The sequence below is a fragment of the Cohnella faecalis genome (assembly GCF_003570905.1).
Classification (GTDB): Bacteria; Bacillota; Bacilli; order Paenibacillales; family Paenibacillaceae; genus Cohnella; species Cohnella faecalis.
The window spans coordinates 32,135-47,549 of record NZ_QXJM01000056.1; the positions used below are offsets into that span (position 1 = coordinate 32,135).

Annotated in this window: 13 protein-coding genes and 1 tRNA gene; 10 read left to right on the top strand and 4 right to left on the bottom strand. The window is 54.1% G+C overall.

Annotation, left to right across the window (positions count from 1 at the left end; all coding sequences use genetic code 11):
- Positions 1 to 79: 79 nt before the first annotated feature.
- Positions 80 to 1,099 carry a LacI family DNA-binding transcriptional regulator gene (locus tag D3H35_RS28415; RefSeq protein WP_119152463.1) on the bottom strand — a complete coding sequence of 340 codons (1,020 nt, stop codon included), beginning with the start codon at positions 1,097 to 1,099 and terminating at the stop codon, positions 80 to 82.
- A 2,516-nt stretch (positions 1,100 to 3,615) separates the two neighbouring features.
- On the opposite strand from D3H35_RS28415, the gene D3H35_RS28420 reads away from it, so the two are divergent.
- The 10 genes from D3H35_RS28420 to D3H35_RS28465 all read left to right on the top strand — a co-directional run bounded on the left by D3H35_RS28420 (position 3,616) and on the right by D3H35_RS28465 (position 12,805).
- Positions 3,616 to 3,702: transfer RNA gene (locus D3H35_RS28420), tRNA-Leu, on the top strand.
- 274 nt (positions 3,703 to 3,976) lie between these two features.
- The gene (locus tag D3H35_RS28425; protein WP_119152464.1) at positions 3,977 to 4,432 is read left to right on the top strand and encodes an Rrf2 family transcriptional regulator; all 456 of its coding nucleotides are present in this window, start codon (positions 3,977 to 3,979) and stop codon (positions 4,430 to 4,432) included.
- A gap of 154 nt (positions 4,433 to 4,586) precedes the next feature.
- Entirely contained in the window at positions 4,587 to 5,438 is an 852-nt protein-coding gene (locus tag D3H35_RS28430) for an SDR family oxidoreductase (RefSeq protein WP_119152465.1), read from the top strand.
- A gap of 176 nt (positions 5,439 to 5,614) precedes the next feature.
- Positions 5,615 to 6,631 (top strand): NAD-dependent epimerase/dehydratase family protein, encoded by a 1,017-nt coding sequence (locus tag D3H35_RS28435; protein ID WP_119152466.1) that lies wholly within the window; start codon positions 5,615 to 5,617, stop codon positions 6,629 to 6,631.
- Complete coding sequence (locus D3H35_RS28440) at positions 6,631 to 7,689, top strand: dihydrodipicolinate synthase family protein (RefSeq protein ID WP_119152467.1); 1,059 nt, start codon at positions 6,631 to 6,633, stop codon at positions 7,687 to 7,689. The genes D3H35_RS28435 and D3H35_RS28440 overlap by 1 nt, the downstream gene beginning before the upstream one ends.
- Positions 7,686 to 8,363: an L-serine ammonia-lyase, iron-sulfur-dependent subunit beta gene (gene sdaAB / locus D3H35_RS28445; RefSeq protein ID WP_119152573.1), complete on the top strand. Its 678-nt coding sequence runs from the start codon at positions 7,686 to 7,688 to the stop codon at positions 8,361 to 8,363. The genes D3H35_RS28440 and sdaAB overlap by 4 nt, the downstream gene beginning before the upstream one ends.
- A complete protein-coding gene (gene sdaAA, locus D3H35_RS28450; RefSeq protein ID WP_119152468.1) occupies positions 8,360 to 9,241 on the top strand; it encodes an L-serine ammonia-lyase, iron-sulfur-dependent, subunit alpha in 882 nt (293 codons plus the stop codon). Before sdaAB ends, sdaAA begins: the two co-directional genes overlap by 4 nt.
- 97 nt (positions 9,242 to 9,338) lie before the next feature.
- Positions 9,339 to 10,724, top strand: a complete 1,386-nt coding sequence (locus D3H35_RS28455) for a helix-turn-helix domain-containing protein (RefSeq protein WP_119152469.1) — start codon at positions 9,339 to 9,341, stop codon at positions 10,722 to 10,724.
- A gap of 151 nt (positions 10,725 to 10,875) precedes the next feature.
- The gene (locus D3H35_RS28460) at positions 10,876 to 11,883 is read left to right on the top strand and encodes a mandelate racemase/muconate lactonizing enzyme family protein (protein WP_233568231.1); all 1,008 of its coding nucleotides are present in this window, start codon (positions 10,876 to 10,878) and stop codon (positions 11,881 to 11,883) included.
- A 16-nt stretch (positions 11,884 to 11,899) separates the two neighbouring features.
- The gene (locus tag D3H35_RS28465; protein ID WP_119152470.1) at positions 11,900 to 12,805 is read left to right on the top strand and encodes an SMP-30/gluconolactonase/LRE family protein; all 906 of its coding nucleotides are present in this window, start codon (positions 11,900 to 11,902) and stop codon (positions 12,803 to 12,805) included.
- A 299-nt stretch (positions 12,806 to 13,104) separates the two neighbouring features.
- On the opposite strand, the gene D3H35_RS28470 is transcribed toward D3H35_RS28465, so the two are convergent.
- From D3H35_RS28470 to D3H35_RS28480, 3 genes are all read right to left on the bottom strand, one after another.
- Positions 13,105 to 13,806: an oxidoreductase gene (locus D3H35_RS28470; RefSeq protein ID WP_119152471.1), complete on the bottom strand. Its 702-nt coding sequence runs from the start codon at positions 13,804 to 13,806 to the stop codon at positions 13,105 to 13,107.
- 23 nt (positions 13,807 to 13,829) lie between these two features.
- Entirely contained in the window at positions 13,830 to 14,486 is a 657-nt protein-coding gene (locus D3H35_RS28475; RefSeq protein ID WP_119152472.1) for a TetR/AcrR family transcriptional regulator, read from the bottom strand.
- Positions 14,487 to 14,572: 86 nt separating this feature from the next.
- Positions 14,573 to 15,391 carry an oxidoreductase gene (locus D3H35_RS28480; RefSeq protein WP_119152473.1) on the bottom strand — a complete coding sequence of 273 codons (819 nt, stop codon included), beginning with the start codon at positions 15,389 to 15,391 and terminating at the stop codon, positions 14,573 to 14,575.
- Positions 15,392 to 15,415: the final 24 nt, after the last annotated feature.

Genomic DNA, 15,415 nt, shown 5'->3' on the forward strand with positions numbered 1-15,415 from the left:
AATAGAACGGAAGAGGGAGTCCTCCCGGGTCGCGAAGACCGGGGGGACTCCCTCTTTATTTATAGCGATTGACGTTCCGTCAGGCGCGTGCAGTCGACTCTCGGACAATAAGCTCCGGCTGCAGCAGCAGGTTGCGGCGCGGAAGCTCGGGATAGGAGATCCGCTCGATCAGCATGTCGGCAGCGGCTGAACCGAGCTTGAACGTATCGATCAACAGGCTCGTAAGAGGCGGACTCGTATGCGGGGAGAACGGGAAATCGTCGAAAGTGGCGATGCCAAGCTCGTTCGGAATTTGGACACCGGCTTCCTTGGCGGCTCGCAAAGCTCCGAACGCAACTTGGTTGCTCATACATACGATCGCGTCCGGCCGTTCGCCGGGGGCTGATCGGAGCATGGAGAGAACCGATTCGTAGCCATGGCTGTCGTCGGCAATCCCGTGGAACGTTCGTTCGGCGCTAATCGGCAGTCCGGCTGCGCGAAGTGAATCCGAGTAGCCGCGATGCCGATTCTCGAACAAACGCTCCTCTCGTTCCCCACCTATGAAAGCGATGTCCCGATACCCTTGCTCGAGCAAATGACCGGTCAGCATACGCCCGCCCTCTGCGTTGTCGAAGTCGACCCATGAGACGGGAAATGCATCGTATTCGCCCATCAATACGAACGGAAAGCGGAGCTCCTCCAGCTTGGCCGCGGCCTCATTCGTCAAGTTGGCGTTGTTCCCGATAAGGCCGTCGATACGTCGGCTTAGAACGAGCCGTTTTAGAAAATGCCGATCGGGATCGTTGTGATGGACGTTGGCCATCGTCATTTCATATTTGAGCGGACCGATGACGCTTTCGATTCCGACCATAATGTTATAGAAGAAGGGGTCCAAGTAATCTTTGTCTTGCGACATATCGAACAGTAGTCCGATATTGAAGCTGCTTTGCTTCGCCAGCCTCGTCGCGATGCTGCTGGGGGTGAAGTTCATTTCCTTCATGATTTCGCGAATCTTTCGCTTCGTTTCTCCCGAAATTTTCGGGGAGTCGTTAATAACTTTCGACACGGTGGATTTGGCTACGTTGGCCGCATTCGCAATGTCCTGGATGGTGATCTTCATAGGTTGTACCCTTTCGTCGATAAAGGTTGGAAAACCGGTTTCCCTGTATTAACTATATATCAAGCGATACGATGGGTAAACAGATAAAACGGAAATTCGACCATTTATTTAACAATATCGTGGGATCTAAGTAAGAAAATGGGTATAATTTGCGAATAGTCGGACCGTCGGGAGGCTGGAACGCAACAACGGAATTCGCGAAAATAAGGTACAATGTCCTACTGCTGCGCGTCGAAAGGCTCTTTATGAAAGTATGGTACCGCGTCCCACTGATGAGTGTCCGAACACTTCAATCGCCGAAAGTATGGTACGTCGTCCCACTGATGAGCGTCCGAACACTTCAATCGCTGAAAGTATGGTACGTCGTCCCACTGATGAGCGTCCGAACACACCAACCGCCGAAAGTGTGGTACGTCGTCCCACTGATGAGCGCCCCAGCTCACCAATCGCCGAAAGTATGGTACGTCGTCCTACTGATGAGCGTCCGAACACACCAATCGCCGAAAGTATGATACCGCGTCCCACTGATGAGTGTCCGAACACTTCAATCGCCGAAAGTATGGTACGTCGTCCCACTGATGAGCGTCCGAACACACCAACCGCCGAAAGTATGGTACCTCGTCCCACTGATGAGCGTCCGAACACACCAATCGCCGAAAGTATGGTACCTCGTCCCACTGATGAGCGTCCGAACACACCAATCGCCGAAAGTATGGTACCTCGTCCCACTGATGAGCGTCCGAACACTTCAATCGCCGAAAGTATGGTACGTCGTCCCACTGATGAGCGTCCCAGCTCACCAATCGCCGAAAGTATGGTACCTCGTCCCACTGATGAGCGTCCGAACACTTCAATCGCCGAAAGTATGGTACGTCGTCCCACTGATGAGAGTCCCAGCTCACCAATCGCAGAAAGTATGGTACGTCGTCCCACTGATGAGCGTCCCAGCTCACCAATCGCCGAAAGTATGGTACCGCGTCCCACTGATGAGTGTCCGAACACTTCAATCACCGAAAGTATGGTACGTCGTCCCACTGATGAGCGTCCCAGCTCACCAATCGCCGAAAGTATGGTACCGCGTCCCACTGATGAGCGTCCGAACACTTCAATCGCCGAAAGTATGGTACCTCGTCCCACTGATGAGCGTCCGAACACACCAATCGCCGAAAGTATGGTACCGCGTCCCACTGATGAGCGTCCGAACACTTCAATCGCCGAAAGTATGGTGCGTCGTCCCACTGATGAGCGTCCGAACACTTCAATCGCCGAAAGTATGGTACGTCGTCCCACTGATGAGCGCCCCAGCTCACCAATCGCCGAAAGTATGGTACGTCGTCCCACTGATGAGCGTCCGAACACACCAACCGCCGAAAGTGTGGTACGTCGTCCCACTGATGAGCGTCCGAACACTTCAATCGCCGAAAGTATGGTACGTCGTCCCACTGATGAGCGTCCCAGCTCACCAATCGCCGAAAGTGTGGTACGTCGTCCCACTGAAGAGCGTTCGAACACACCAATCGCCGAAAGTATGGTACCGCGTCCCACTGATGAGCGTCCGAACACACCAATCGCCGAAAGTATGGTACGTCGTCCCACTGATGAGCGTCCGAACACTTCAATCGCCGAAAGTATGGTACCTCGTCCCACTGATGAGTGTCCGAACACTTCAATCGCCGAAAGTATGGTACCGCGTCCCACTGATGAGCGTCCCAGCTCACCAATCGCCGAAAGTATGGTACGTCGTCCCACTGAAGAGCGTCCGAACACTTCAATCGCCGAAAGTATGGTACGTCGTCCCACTGATGAGCGTCCGAACACACCAATCGCCGAAAGTATGGTACCGCGTCCCACTGATGAGTGTCCGAACACTTCAATCGCCGAAAGTATGGTACGTCGTCCCACTGATGAGCGTCCGAACACACCAATCGCCGAAAGTATGGTACCTCGTCCCACTGATGAGCGTCCGAACACTTCAATCGCCGAAAGTATGGTACGTCGTCCCACTGATGAGCGTCCCAGCTCACCAATCGCCGAAAGTATGGTACCGCGTCCCACTGATGAGCGTCCGAACACACCAATCGCCGAAAGTATGGTACCGCGTCCCACTGATGAGCGTCCGAACACTTCAATCGCCGAAAGTATGGTACCGCGTCCCACTGATGAGTGTCCGAACACTTCAATCGCCGAAAGTATGGTACGTCGTCCCACTGATGAGCGTCCGAACACGCCAATCGCCGAAAGTATTGTACCGCGTCCCACTGATGAGCGTCCGAACACACCAATCGCCGAAAGTATGGTATCTCGTCCCACTGATGAGCGTCCCAGCTCACCAATCGCCGAAAGTATGGTACCTCGTCCCACTAATGCGCGCGCTTGCCTGAACAAACGACCCCGGCAGGAGGACGATACGGAGCCTTTTCATCCGAGGAAGCCGAGCAATAATTTCACTGTTGACAAGCATCGGTATCCGTGATAAATTATGATTCTGTGGTGTTGCGAATAGCATTCATCCACTTGCGGTCGTGGCGGAATTGGCAGACGCGCTAGATTCAGGTTCTAGTGGTGTAACAGCCGTGGAGGTTCGAGTCCTCTCGACCGCACCACCATACAAACCCGAGAAGCCTAGAGAACTAAGGCTTCTTTTCTTTTTGCTTGATTAGAAATTTCATCTCTTCGTTTGCAGTACCATTACTTCTCTGCTGTGAATGGCGTCAAGTCCGCGTATTGCTCCCGCGAGGCGATAAATCCGGACTTTCCGCCTAGCGTTATATCCGCGTACGCTGTCCAGTCCCACATAGAACTGAAACATGACAAAGGAACTTCGCTTGACAATCGGGCATGTTATAACTACTATAGTTACAACGGGTGGTGATTTCATTGAAACAAATCAGCAACCGGTTTTCCATAGCTGTCCATATTCTTTCCATGGTCGCTGTCATGCCTGCGAAGTGCACGGGCGATTTTATCGCGAGCAGTGTCAACACGAATCCGGTCATCGTAAGGCGCATTATGTCCATGCTGAAAAAAGCCGGGCTGATCAAGATTCGCCCGGGAGTTGGCGGTTCGAACCTGTTAAAGGAGCCTGAGGACATCTCTCTTCTCGATGTTTATCGCGCGGTGGATGTGGTTGAGGACGGTCATATGTTTAATTTTCATAAGGACCCTAGTCAGGCGTGTCCCGTTGGGAAAACAATTGAACAAGTACTGCGTCGAGAATTAACGGAAGCGCAGAGCGCGATGGAGCAACGTTTGAGTCAGACGAGCATCCGTCAGGTGAACGAGCAGGTTCTTGCTGCAAGCGGACTCTCCGGTCACATGGACAGCAGTTTGTAAAGGCAACCGGAACGATAAAAAAGCTCATGATGAGCTTTTTTTACGGCCTGAGTTGTAATAGATTTGGTTATAATCATTGACGGAATCGTAGGCTAACCGACTTGGTAAGAGTGGAGAGCTCCATCTAAAAAATCTCGCTGGGAGGAACATGAAAATGAAAATATTAGTAACTGGAGCAACGGGACAGTTGGGAGCCCTTGTGGTAGATAAGCTGTTGCAGACTGTTCCTGCTTCGGACTTGGCCATAAGCGTACGCAATCCGGAAAAGGCAGCTCATCTTCAGGAACGGGGCGTTGACGTTCGCCAAGCGGATTTCGAACAACCGGAGACGCTGGAGAAAGCATTTGCAGGCGTGGATCGTCTGCTGATCATCTCCACAGCGGGCGAGAATCGGATCGAACAGCACAAGGCAGCGGTAAACGCGGCCCAAAAATCAGGGGTTAGCTTTATCGCCTACACCAGCGTGGTCAATGCGCAAGATAGCACTGCCGCTCTGGCTTCTGATCACCGCGAGACGGAAAATCTCATTCGCCAAACGGGTATCCCTTATTCTTTTCTGCGCAACAACTGGTACATTGAGAACGAAGCAGGCAGCATTCAAGCGGCGGCGCAAGGAGTTCCTTGGGTTCATGCCATTGAGTCGGCTAAAGTAGGCTGGGCAACCCGTCTTGATTACGCTCACGCTGCCGCTGCAGTACTAACGCAAGAAGGACATGAGAATACGGTATACGAGCTTTCCGGTCAACTCCGCACAATGGACGAATTAATTGAAATTGTTAGCGAAGTGCTGGGCCGGGACGTTCAGGTGCAAAATGTGAGCGATGCGGCCTATTCCGACATCATGCGGGGCGCGGGGCTGCCGGACTTCCTTGTGGCGATTTTTACCGATATGCAAAAAGCCATTCGTCAAGGCGCATTGGCCATTGAGAGCAAGGACCTGGAAAAGCTTCTCGACCGGCCTGCTCAGCCGCTGGACGAAGCGATTCGCGCAATCGTCGGAAAGTAAGCAATATGGATCAGGAATAGACGCATCTAATGGATTTAATGGCCCTCCCGCTGTAGAGATACTGGCGGGATGGGCCTTTTTTGCGGTCGAATTAAAGACAAATTAAAGATTTGTCTTTATATAAAGGCGTTAAGTATGATGAAGCTATCACCAAGAAGAAAGGCGAGGATAACCAAATGAAAACGTTGCAAGAGCTGGAAAGTAAACTGGCGGAGCCGTCGGAAGCGTTAGTGAGCATGATGAAGGAGCTGGACGGCGATCTTTTGCTGCTGGGAATCGGAGGAAAAATGGGGCCGAGCATGGCGAATCTCGCGATTAACGCCATCAAGCAGGCAGGCGTGAGCAAGCGGGTCATCGGAGCGTCGCGCTTCTCCTCCGGAACGCTTCGCGAGGAGCTTGAAGCGCTCGGCGTGGAGACGATCGCGATCGATCTTCTGAATGACGAGGAGCTGCAGAAGCTGCCGGATGTCAAGAACGTCATTTATATGGCAGGCAACAAGTTCGGTACGACCGGCAAGGAGCATTTCACATGGGCCATGAATTCGTATTTGCCCGGACGCGTGGCGGAGAAGTACCGGGAATCGCGCATCGTGGCCTTTTCGACGGGCAACATCTATCCTTTTGTTCCGGTGCTTTCCGGCGGTGCGGACGAGAGTGTGTCGCCCGACCCGATAGGCGAATACGGTCAGTCGTCGCTCGGCAGGGAGCGGGTATTTCAACATTTTTCCCATCTGCACCAGTTTCCGCTTTCCGTGATTCGGCTTAATTACGCGATCGACCTGCGTTACGGGGTGTTGCTCGAACTGGCCAAATCGATCCAGGCGGGCAAGCCGATTCCTCTTGCGATGGGTCACTTCAATTGCATCTGGCAAGGAGATGCCAATGAAATGGCGCTTCGTTCGCTGCAAATCGGCAAGGTAGGCGGAGAACTGTTGAATGTGACGGGGCCCGAGACGGTATCCGTTCGCTGGGCGGCAAGCTTGCTCGGCGATCGTCTTGGCATCAAGCCTGTGTTCGAAGGAGAAGAATCGTCGAATGCGCTGCTGAACAACGCTTCCTATTCGCACCAAATTTTCGGTTATCCGCGCGTTTCGCTTCGGCAGATGATCGATTGGATCGCCGAATGGGTGACGGCAGACGCTCCGACTTGGAATAAGGAAACGCACTTTCAGGAGAGAGGAGGCAAATTCTGATGGCGGCTGCAGCTTTATCGACGGTCAAGAAGGAAATTCTATTCCAGGGTACGGTCATACCCGCCCATCCGCTTGCGCTGAAGGCAGACCGAACGTTAGACGAGCGGCGGCAGCGAGCGCTATCGCGGTACTACCTCGCATCGGGTGCCGGGGGCATCGCGGTCGGCGTCCATACGACCCAGTTTGAAATTCGCGAGCACGGTCTGCTGGAGACGGTTCTGCGTCTAGCTGCGGAAGAGGTCGAGCTTAGCGGCAGATCGGACGAGATTTTGAAGGTAGCCGGTATATGCGGGCCAACCGAGCAGGCGGTTGCGGAAGCGGAGCTGGCTGTCAGCCTCGGATACGACATCGGCTTGCTCAGCACCGGCGGCTTGCGCGATTGGAGCGAAGAGAGCTTGATAGAGAGGGCGAGGGCTGTCGCCGCCGTCATTCCCGTATTCGGCTTCTATTTGCAGCCGTCGGTCGGGGGACGCCCGCTGAGCTTCGACTTCTGGAGACAGCTCGCGGATATTCCCGGCGTAGTCGGCATCAAGATGGCGCCTTTTAACCGGTATCAGACGATCGATGTTATGCGTGCCGTCGCAAATTCGAGCAGGCGCGGCGAGATTGCGCTCTACACGGGAAATGACGACAACATCGTGGCGGATCTTCTTACTCCTTATCGATTCCAGGTGGATGGAGAGCCGATGGAGCTGCGAATAGTCGGCGGTTTGCTCGGTCATTGGGCTGTTTGGACGAGGCAGGCGGTTAAGCTGCTGGAGGAAATCAAAGCTGTTCGCGCAACTGGAACGATCCCTCCGGAGCTGCTGACGCGCAACATCGAAGTAACGGACACCAATGCGGTGTTTTTCGATACGGCCAACGGCTTTGCCGGCTGTATTCCAGGTATCCACGAGGTGCTGCGAAGACAGGGGCTGCTGGACGGAATATGGTGCCTGAACCCCGAGGAGACACTGTCGCCGCTGCAGGCGGAGGAGATCGAACGAGTATATCGAGAGTATCCTCATCTGCATGACGATGCTTTCGTTAGCGAGCATCTGGCGCAGTGGTTGGCGTGAGATTCAAGGACGTATTCTCGATTATCGGTCCGGCCATGATCGGCCCGTCCAGCTCGCATACGGCCGGTGCCGCGCGCATCGGCTTTGCCGTCCGGCAATTGCTAGGCGAGCAGCCGCTGACGGCCCGCATCGAGCTGTTCGGTTCATTCGCCGATACGTATGCCGGCCATGGCACCGACTTCGCGTTGGTCGGCGGACTGCTCGGTCTGGCCCCGGACGATCCGGGGCTGCCCGAGTCGATGGCTGAAGCGGCTCGGCTCGGTATGGCTATCGACTTGCTTCCTAGCAAAGGCGTTCCGATGCATCCGAATACGGCTCGAATCTCGGCGCGAACGGCTCGTTCGGAAGTCGTCGCGACAGCCGCTTCGATAGGGGGCGGGAATATCGAGATTCAGGAAATCGACGGCTTCGAGGTGAAGATGAGCTGCGCTTATCCGACGATAGTTCTCGTTCATCTTGACCGACAAGGCATCGTGGCGTCGATTTCCGCAGTGCTGACGCGCCATTCTCTGAACATCGCTAACATGCAAGTGAAGCGAAGCGGCCGATTCGGAGAGACGCTTACCGTTCTGGAGCTGGACGATAATTGGAACGACGGGCTGCTGGCGGAATTAACGGCCGTCCCGGATATGCGAAGCGTCAGAACGATAAGCTTGGAGATGAAGCGAAAATGAGATTCAAAACGCTGTCCGAGTTGGCCTCCCTGGCCCAAGCAGAGAACAAGCCGATTTCGCGGCTCATGATCGAGGAACAAGCGCGGGAATCCGGCGAGAGCGAAGACGTCATTATCGCCCGCATGGCGTCCTATTACGGCATTATGAAGGAAGCTGTCGCCAAGGGGTTATCGGAGGATACGACGTCCCGTAGCGGTTTGACCGGCAATGACGGCAAAAGGGTGAATCGTTTTGCCGGGGAAGAGCAGCCTTCCGTTGGTCAGGATGCGGCAAAGGCCATGGCTTATGCCTTATCCGTATCCGAAGTCAACGCCTCGATGGGCAGAATCGTGGCGACGCCGACGGCCGGCTCGTGCGGGGTCATTCCGGGCGTATTCGTCAGCGCTCAGGAGCGGTTCGGGTGGAAGGACGATGATCTTGTCAATGGATTGTTCTGCGCGGGGGCAATCGGCCACGTCATAGCGAATCGTTCGTTCATCTCTGGGGCGGAAGGCGGCTGTCAGGCCGAGATCGGCTCCGCCGTCGCGATGGCGGCGGGCGCGTTGGTCGAGCTGAGGGGAGGAACCCCTGAGCAGTCTATGCATGCGGCTGGTCTTGCTTTGAAAAATTCGTTAGGCCTTATCTGCGATCCGGTCGGAGGTTTGGTAGAGGTGCCGTGCATCGTTCGGAACGGCTTCGGCGCGGTGACCGCTCTCGCTGCCGCCGATATGGCGATGGCCGGGGTACGCAGCGTCATCCCGTCCGATGAAGTCATCGATGTGATGCTTGAAGTGGGGCGAGCTATGCCGGAGAAGCATCGGGAGACGGCCAAGGGAGGGTTGGCGCAGACGCCGACGGGCAAGGCGATTATGCAGAAGCTCAACAGGCAGCCGTTTTAAGAAATAGCTTCCTTTGCCTTGTTTGCTTTGCAGCGGTTGCGCGACTTATGATGAAGACAAAATGCGTGCACCGCTACTTATCGGAGGAACCGTGACCATGCTGAATTTGCCGTCTCGACCAGACGAAAACAAAGATATACCGATCGGTCTCGTTGGAGCTCCCGAGCTTATAGAACCCATTGTCCTTGTCCTGCGGTCGTTTCCATCGTTCCGGCCAATCGTCCGCCCGGCGGAATGCGACGAGGACACCGTCCGCTGCGCTGAGGAGCTGCTGAGCGAAGTAGAAGTGCTCTTCATGACCGATCCGGACGCTTTCCGGCTAGTGAAGGAGAAGCTGCCCTCTCCCGTTCCGATGCATTACTTGCCGTTATCGGGAGCGGGCTTCTTTAAGGCGATATGCCGCGTGCTGATGCAGACCGTCCAGAGCTCGCTTCCCCTTGCCGGCGTAACGGTGGATACCTTCCCTGAGGAAACGGTACGGCATATGATCAAGGGAACCGATCCGAGCTTGTCGGGCATGATCCATATTTGCGATGCGGACCGATCTTCCATCGAGGAGATTTATGAGTTTCACGCGCGTCATTACCGCAACGGGAGCAGCTCCGCATCCTTGTCGGCCAATCGGCGTGTCGCCGAACGACTGGAGCAGAGCGGCGTCCCCTGCGTGTATATCGAGCCGGCCGATAATGATATCGTTATCGCGCTGGAGCGTGCCTTGCTCTCTACGGAAACAAGGCGGAGCAAGGAATCGCAGATCGTCGTTGGGATGGTTGTCGTCGACAACTTCGATTCCGTCATCAGAAGCCGCGCTTCCGAGCATGAGGTTCAGAAGCTGCGGCTCGACGTTCAGCGGACGATGCTTGATTTCATCGAGCGGCTGGACGGATATTTGACGCCGCTCGGCCCGAATGAGTTTTTGTTCTTTACGACCCGCGGCTTGTTCGAGAGAGAGACGGGCGGATATAAATATATCTCGCTCGCTTCGCAAGCCCAGAAGCGGTTCGGCCTGTCGCTCAGCATCGGAATCGGCTTCGGCCTATCCGCCAACGTGGCCGGCACGAACGCCCGAGCCGCTCTGCGAAGCACGAAGGATGCGGGCGGCGGCACTTGTTTTATCGTGCGGGAGGATCAAACATTCATCGGACCGCTTGAGATGTCCGAGCCGCTTCAATACGATTTAAGCTTCCGCGATGCAGAGCTGCTGAAAAAGGTGGAGGAGGCGGGATTGACGACTGCGTACTTAAGCCGGCTGTTTGCTTCGGCATCTCGCCACGGCAAGCTGGACTATACGGCAGTCGAGCTGGCGGCGCTGCTGGACTTAACGACTCGCAGCGCGAACCGTCTTCTGGTTCAATGGGCGGACGCCGGTCTTGCGGAGCCCCGAGAGATGCGCAAGGCGGGAAGGGGCCGTCCAACCCAGGTGTACGTCTTCACCTTTATGCGCGAGCATCTGTCGGAGCATGGAATCAGTCTGCGTTCGTAATGGAATCCGATTAAGCGGTGGGAGGCGGAACGAGGTTGAGAATTGAGAGCATCGATATTTTTCCTTTAAAGCTGCCGATGAAGACGAGCTTTGCGATCTCCGGGGTTCGGTCGGTTCGAAGACGGAGGGCGCTCCGCATGTATACGTCAGGATAGCTTCCGATGACGGTTCGGTCGGCTGGGGGGAAGCGCGCCCTAGCCACAGGTGGAGCTATGAAACGATAGAGACCGTCGTTACCACTCTGGAGCGTTACATCAAACCGGTCTTGCTAGGCCTGAATCCAAACGATTTGCAGCAAATCGACCGTTTGATGAGCCGCGAGATTGCGAACGGATACAATGCCGGACAGCCGATTGCCAAGGCGGCGATCGATATCGCCCTGCACGACTTGCTCGCGGCTTCCGAAGGCAAACGAGTAGCCGAGCTGTGGCATGCTTCGCCCGCATCGTCTATCGATCTATCCTATTTAATAAGCACCCGCGATCCGGACGAAGCCAAGAAGAAAGCGGCATATGCCCGGGATAACGGCTTTAAAGGCTTGGATGTAAAAATCGGTCTCGATCCGTTGCAGGACGGCGATATTTTGCGAGCGGTGAAGGAGGAGGCGCCGGACTTATTTTTCCGTGTCGACGCCAATCAGGCTTATAGCCTGCCGGAAGCGATTCGCCTGGCCAAACAGATGGAGCGGATCGGGGTGGACGTGTTCGAGCAGCCGCTCAAAGCGAACCAGCTCATGGGGCATGCCGAACTGAGACGGAAGACGAGCGTGCCGATCGCCCTGGATGAGAGCATCTGGACACCTTCGGATCTGCTTCAGGCGATCCGCCTGGAAGCCTGCGACTACGCAGTCATAAAGCTAACCAAAATGGGGGGCTTCCGAGGGGCAAAGGGTTGCGGAGAAATCGCGCGTGAAGCGGGGCTCGGGCTGCTTGGCGGTGGCTTGACGGAATCGAGTATCGGGCTAGCCGCCAGCGCTCATTTGTTCCGTTATTTGCAAATCAAGGACCCCGTCGATCTGAACGGTCCTATGTTCCTTGAGGACGATCCAATCGAAGATAAGCCGTGTCTCGCCAACGGGACCGTCCGTCTTCCGGAAGGAAACGGCCACGGCTGCGTTCCCGATCTGGACAAGCTGCAGCTCTATTTGAATCCGCTGTAAAAAAGGGGGAGCCAGGATGGACGGGATTATCGAGCGGAAGCCGATGGCCGTGCGGGCTCCGCAGTCGGAGCTGGGGGAAGGTCCGGTATGGGACGAGCGTTCGGCACGGCTATTATGGGTTGACATCATTCATGCCCGAATTCATTGCTTGCATCCGGAATCGGGAGAAGTAGAGACGGTCGCCGCTCCGGAGTGGATCAGTACGCTCATTCCTTCCTCGCAAGGAAGATGGATCGCTGCTGCCTACCATAGTCTGTTTTTGTGGGAGCCTGCTAACGGGAATTTCGAAGAAATTTTGCGGATGGAGCATTTTCCGGAGCATGTCCGGTTTAACGATGGCAAGGCCGGCCCGGATGGCGGAATATGGGCCGGAACGATGGACATGAACGGCGCGCGGGCGGATGGCGGGTTGTATCGCATAGATCCGTCGCTTGGATGGGAAGAGAAACTATCCGGCCTCGTTTGCTCGAACGGGCTGGATTGGAGCCTGGACGGAAGCGAAATGTATGGCATCGATTCGGCATATAGGCAAGTAAACGCCTATGCGTTCGATCCGTTGTCGGGGACGCTCGGCGAGCGGCGAACGGCCGTCGAGCTTGCAACCGAATTCGAAGGCGTGCCGGACGGGATGTGCATCGATCTGGAAGGCATGCTATGGGTGGCGCAGTGGGGCGGCTCTCGCGTAGCCCGTTGGAATCCGGCAGACGGCAGCCTGCTGTCCGCTGTCCGACTGCCTGCGCCTTTGTCGTCGAGCTGCGCCTTCGGAGGCCGGAGCTGCGATGCCTTATATATGACTAGCGCCTGCGAAGGAATGAACGGCGCGCAACGCTCCGCCTATCCACTGTCGGGATCGCTGTTCAGGCTGGATACCGATCATCTGGGTATCCGTGGCCGGCAGCCGTTCCGATTCGATCTGCAATAGCTCGCAGGGAACGTTTGGGAGGCGGCGAAGCTGCATAATCTCTCGGATAGTTTCGTTGCAGCCCACAAAATCGTCGCAAGGGATTAGCTGTGAGAAACGGAAACGTACCGACGCTTCAAAGCTTCGTATAAGACAGGTGACACCGAAAGCGTTGTACAACGACACAACCATGCTTAAATAAAAACACGACACAAAACTGCTGAATGCAGTTCTGTGTCGTTCACTTTTTTCTCCGTTTTTTACTGAGTCAAATGGGCATTATAAGAGAGCAAGATCACTGGGCGCCGGAGGTTCCCTGCCTAAACGGGACGCTTTCGCCGGACGGCAGCAGCAAGAGAAGATATCTCGTTCGACTCCAGAACTTCGTGAGCGGGGCCTTCATTGCGGGCTGCCGCGATCATCGCACAGGCGACATCCCGACTGTCGATAGCTCTATATTTGACAAGCGGCCCGATCATTAGTGCGCCGAGAGGCCGGGACAACACAATAGCCAATCTCTCTCCGGGCCGGCTTTCTGTGCGGTCTCCGAGCAGCAAAGAAGGCCTCAACACGACAAGGCGTTGCAGACCGAGGGCTGCCAAGTCTCGCTCCACCTCTCCCTTTACGCGACTATAAAACATCATTGACCGCTCCGACGAGCTCATCGCCGAAACGATGACGAAACATGCTGCACCATATCGACGGGCTGCACGCCCCAGCGCCAGCGGGTACGCATAGTCAACCCGGCGGAAATCTTCTTTGCTGCCCGCCTGCTTGATCGTCGTTCCAAGCGCGCAGAAAACATCAGCGTCCCGCAATAGCTGTTCGTCGATCTCCTCCTCCAAACGGTCGAAGGAGATGCGCCGTTCCTCCAGCTTCGGATGAGAGAAGCCGAGTTCTCGGCGTACAAGTGCGATCACGCGACTGTACGACGGATGCTCCAGAAGCATACGGACCAGCTCCTGTCCGACCAGCCCAGTCGCTCCCGCAACAACGGCTGTCCCTCCCTGGATTTGTACCATGCTTCCGGCCTCTTTTCATTATTTCATCTTCTATTTTTAATATATCCATCTAAATAATAGTTCATTGTAGCAAGGACATCCTTCTTAAAATCGCGTTTGAGTCCATCCAGCCCGTGCTCTTCGATAATGTCTATAACTTCCGCAGGCAAGGTGGCAGATAACTTGCAACCCGTTATAATCGATGCTTCAGCTTGCAGGATATCTACTACATCCTCTTGCGTTAATGCATGATGTTCACAAATAATAGTCACCAAATCCGTCATCAACTTGTATAGATTCATTTTCTGATTTAACATGGTTTCCGCGTCTACATTTTTTTCGAATACCGCCGTACGCATGGCTTCCAGTCTTACATACAGGGGATTATGATCAACCAGTTCTATAAGCTCATTCATGACAAGATTCTTAAAGTCATCAAAATTCTTGATTGGCGCATCTTTCGCTATTTCTATCAGACGCGCAACCCTTTTCTCATATTCCCGACACAACAGACTAAAAAACAAGGCTTCTTTCGTTTTAAAGTACACGAATAGAATGCCGTTTGACATACTCATCTGCTTGGCTATATCGGACATTTTAATTTTTTCATACTCGGATAAAAGAAACATTTCTGCCGCTTTATCTAGAATGGTCCGAGCCTTCAAAGCCTTCGCTTCAGGCGTCATCGCACGTTTTGCCATACACCGCATCACTCCATTTCGATTAATAGTAATCCCTTATCGATTTGGAGTCAAAACAAAACCACGATTAACTATCTATGCTTATCCTAGCTGAACATTTTAATAATTTTATCGTAGGCACGATCTCCAAAAACATTTTTCATGAATACCATTGGTTTTGCCATAAAACCTACAAGATAACGTGTTTTGGGTCTTTTAACGGTTGCTGCTTTAGCAATAGTCCGCGCGATTAGCTCCGGCTTCGATAATTGATTGCCTGTATAATTTTTGATCATACCATCGGCTGCCTTGCCGGCTGCCTGTGCATACGGCCCCTTGGCAGATACCTTTTTAAGATTCTCTGCGGCAATAATACCCCAGTCCGTCTTGATTCCGCCAGGCTCCACGACAATGACATCAATTCCGAACGGTTCCAATTCCAGGCGAAGGCAATCCGAAAGACCTTCGACCGCAAATTTTGTCGCATGATACCAGCCGCCAAATTTGGTCCAAATTTTTCCTCCCATTGAAGAAACGTTAACAATTTTCCCGAATTGATTTTTTCTCATACTCGGCACCACAAGCTGGATCATTCTCGCAAGCCCGAACACATTAACTTCCATTTGACGCCGGGCTTCATCCAGTGGTATATCCTCAACCGCCCCGTATGAACCATATCCTGCGTTATTAACCAGAACGTCAATTCTGTGTTCTTTCTTAAGAATCTTATTGACGCAATGAACCATGGATTCGTCATCGGTTACATCCAATGCAATAGGATGAATCCCTCTTTCAGCAAGATCCTGCATTTTATCTACGCGCCGGGCAGCTGCATAAACCGTAAAGCCCTTGTTCTTTAGCTCGATTGCAGCTTCTTTGCCTATTCCGGAAGATGCCCCTGTAATCAATGCGACTTTTTGACTCATAAATGTAGCCTCCATATATTCAAT

Bases quoted from the DNA above. Each gene is read 5' to 3' on its own strand.
- D3H35_RS28415 (WP_119152463.1), bottom strand. From the start codon at position 1,099: ATGAAGATCACCATCCAGGACATTGCGAATGCGGCCAACGTAGCCAAA.
- D3H35_RS28430 (WP_119152465.1), top strand. From the start codon at position 4,587: ATGAAAATATTAGTAACTGGAGCAACGGGACAGTTGGGAGCCCTTGTG.
- sdaAA (WP_119152468.1), top strand. From the start codon at position 8,360: ATGAGATTCAAAACGCTGTCCGAGTTGGCCTCCCTGGCCCAAGCAGAG.
- D3H35_RS28465 (WP_119152470.1), top strand. From the start codon at position 11,900: ATGGACGGGATTATCGAGCGGAAGCCGATGGCCGTGCGGGCTCCGCAG.
- D3H35_RS28455 (WP_119152469.1), top strand. From the start codon at position 9,339: ATGCTGAATTTGCCGTCTCGACCAGACGAAAACAAAGATATACCGATC.
- D3H35_RS28435 (WP_119152466.1), top strand. From the start codon at position 5,615: ATGAAAACGTTGCAAGAGCTGGAAAGTAAACTGGCGGAGCCGTCGGAA.
- D3H35_RS28480 (WP_119152473.1), bottom strand. From the start codon at position 15,391: ATGAGTCAAAAAGTCGCATTGATTACAGGGGCATCTTCCGGAATAGGC.
- D3H35_RS28440 (WP_119152467.1), top strand. From the start codon at position 6,631: ATGGCGGCTGCAGCTTTATCGACGGTCAAGAAGGAAATTCTATTCCAG.
- D3H35_RS28470 (WP_119152471.1), bottom strand. From the start codon at position 13,806: ATGGTACAAATCCAGGGAGGGACAGCCGTTGTTGCGGGAGCGACTGGG.
- D3H35_RS28475 (WP_119152472.1), bottom strand. From the start codon at position 14,486: ATGGCAAAACGTGCGATGACGCCTGAAGCGAAGGCTTTGAAGGCTCGG.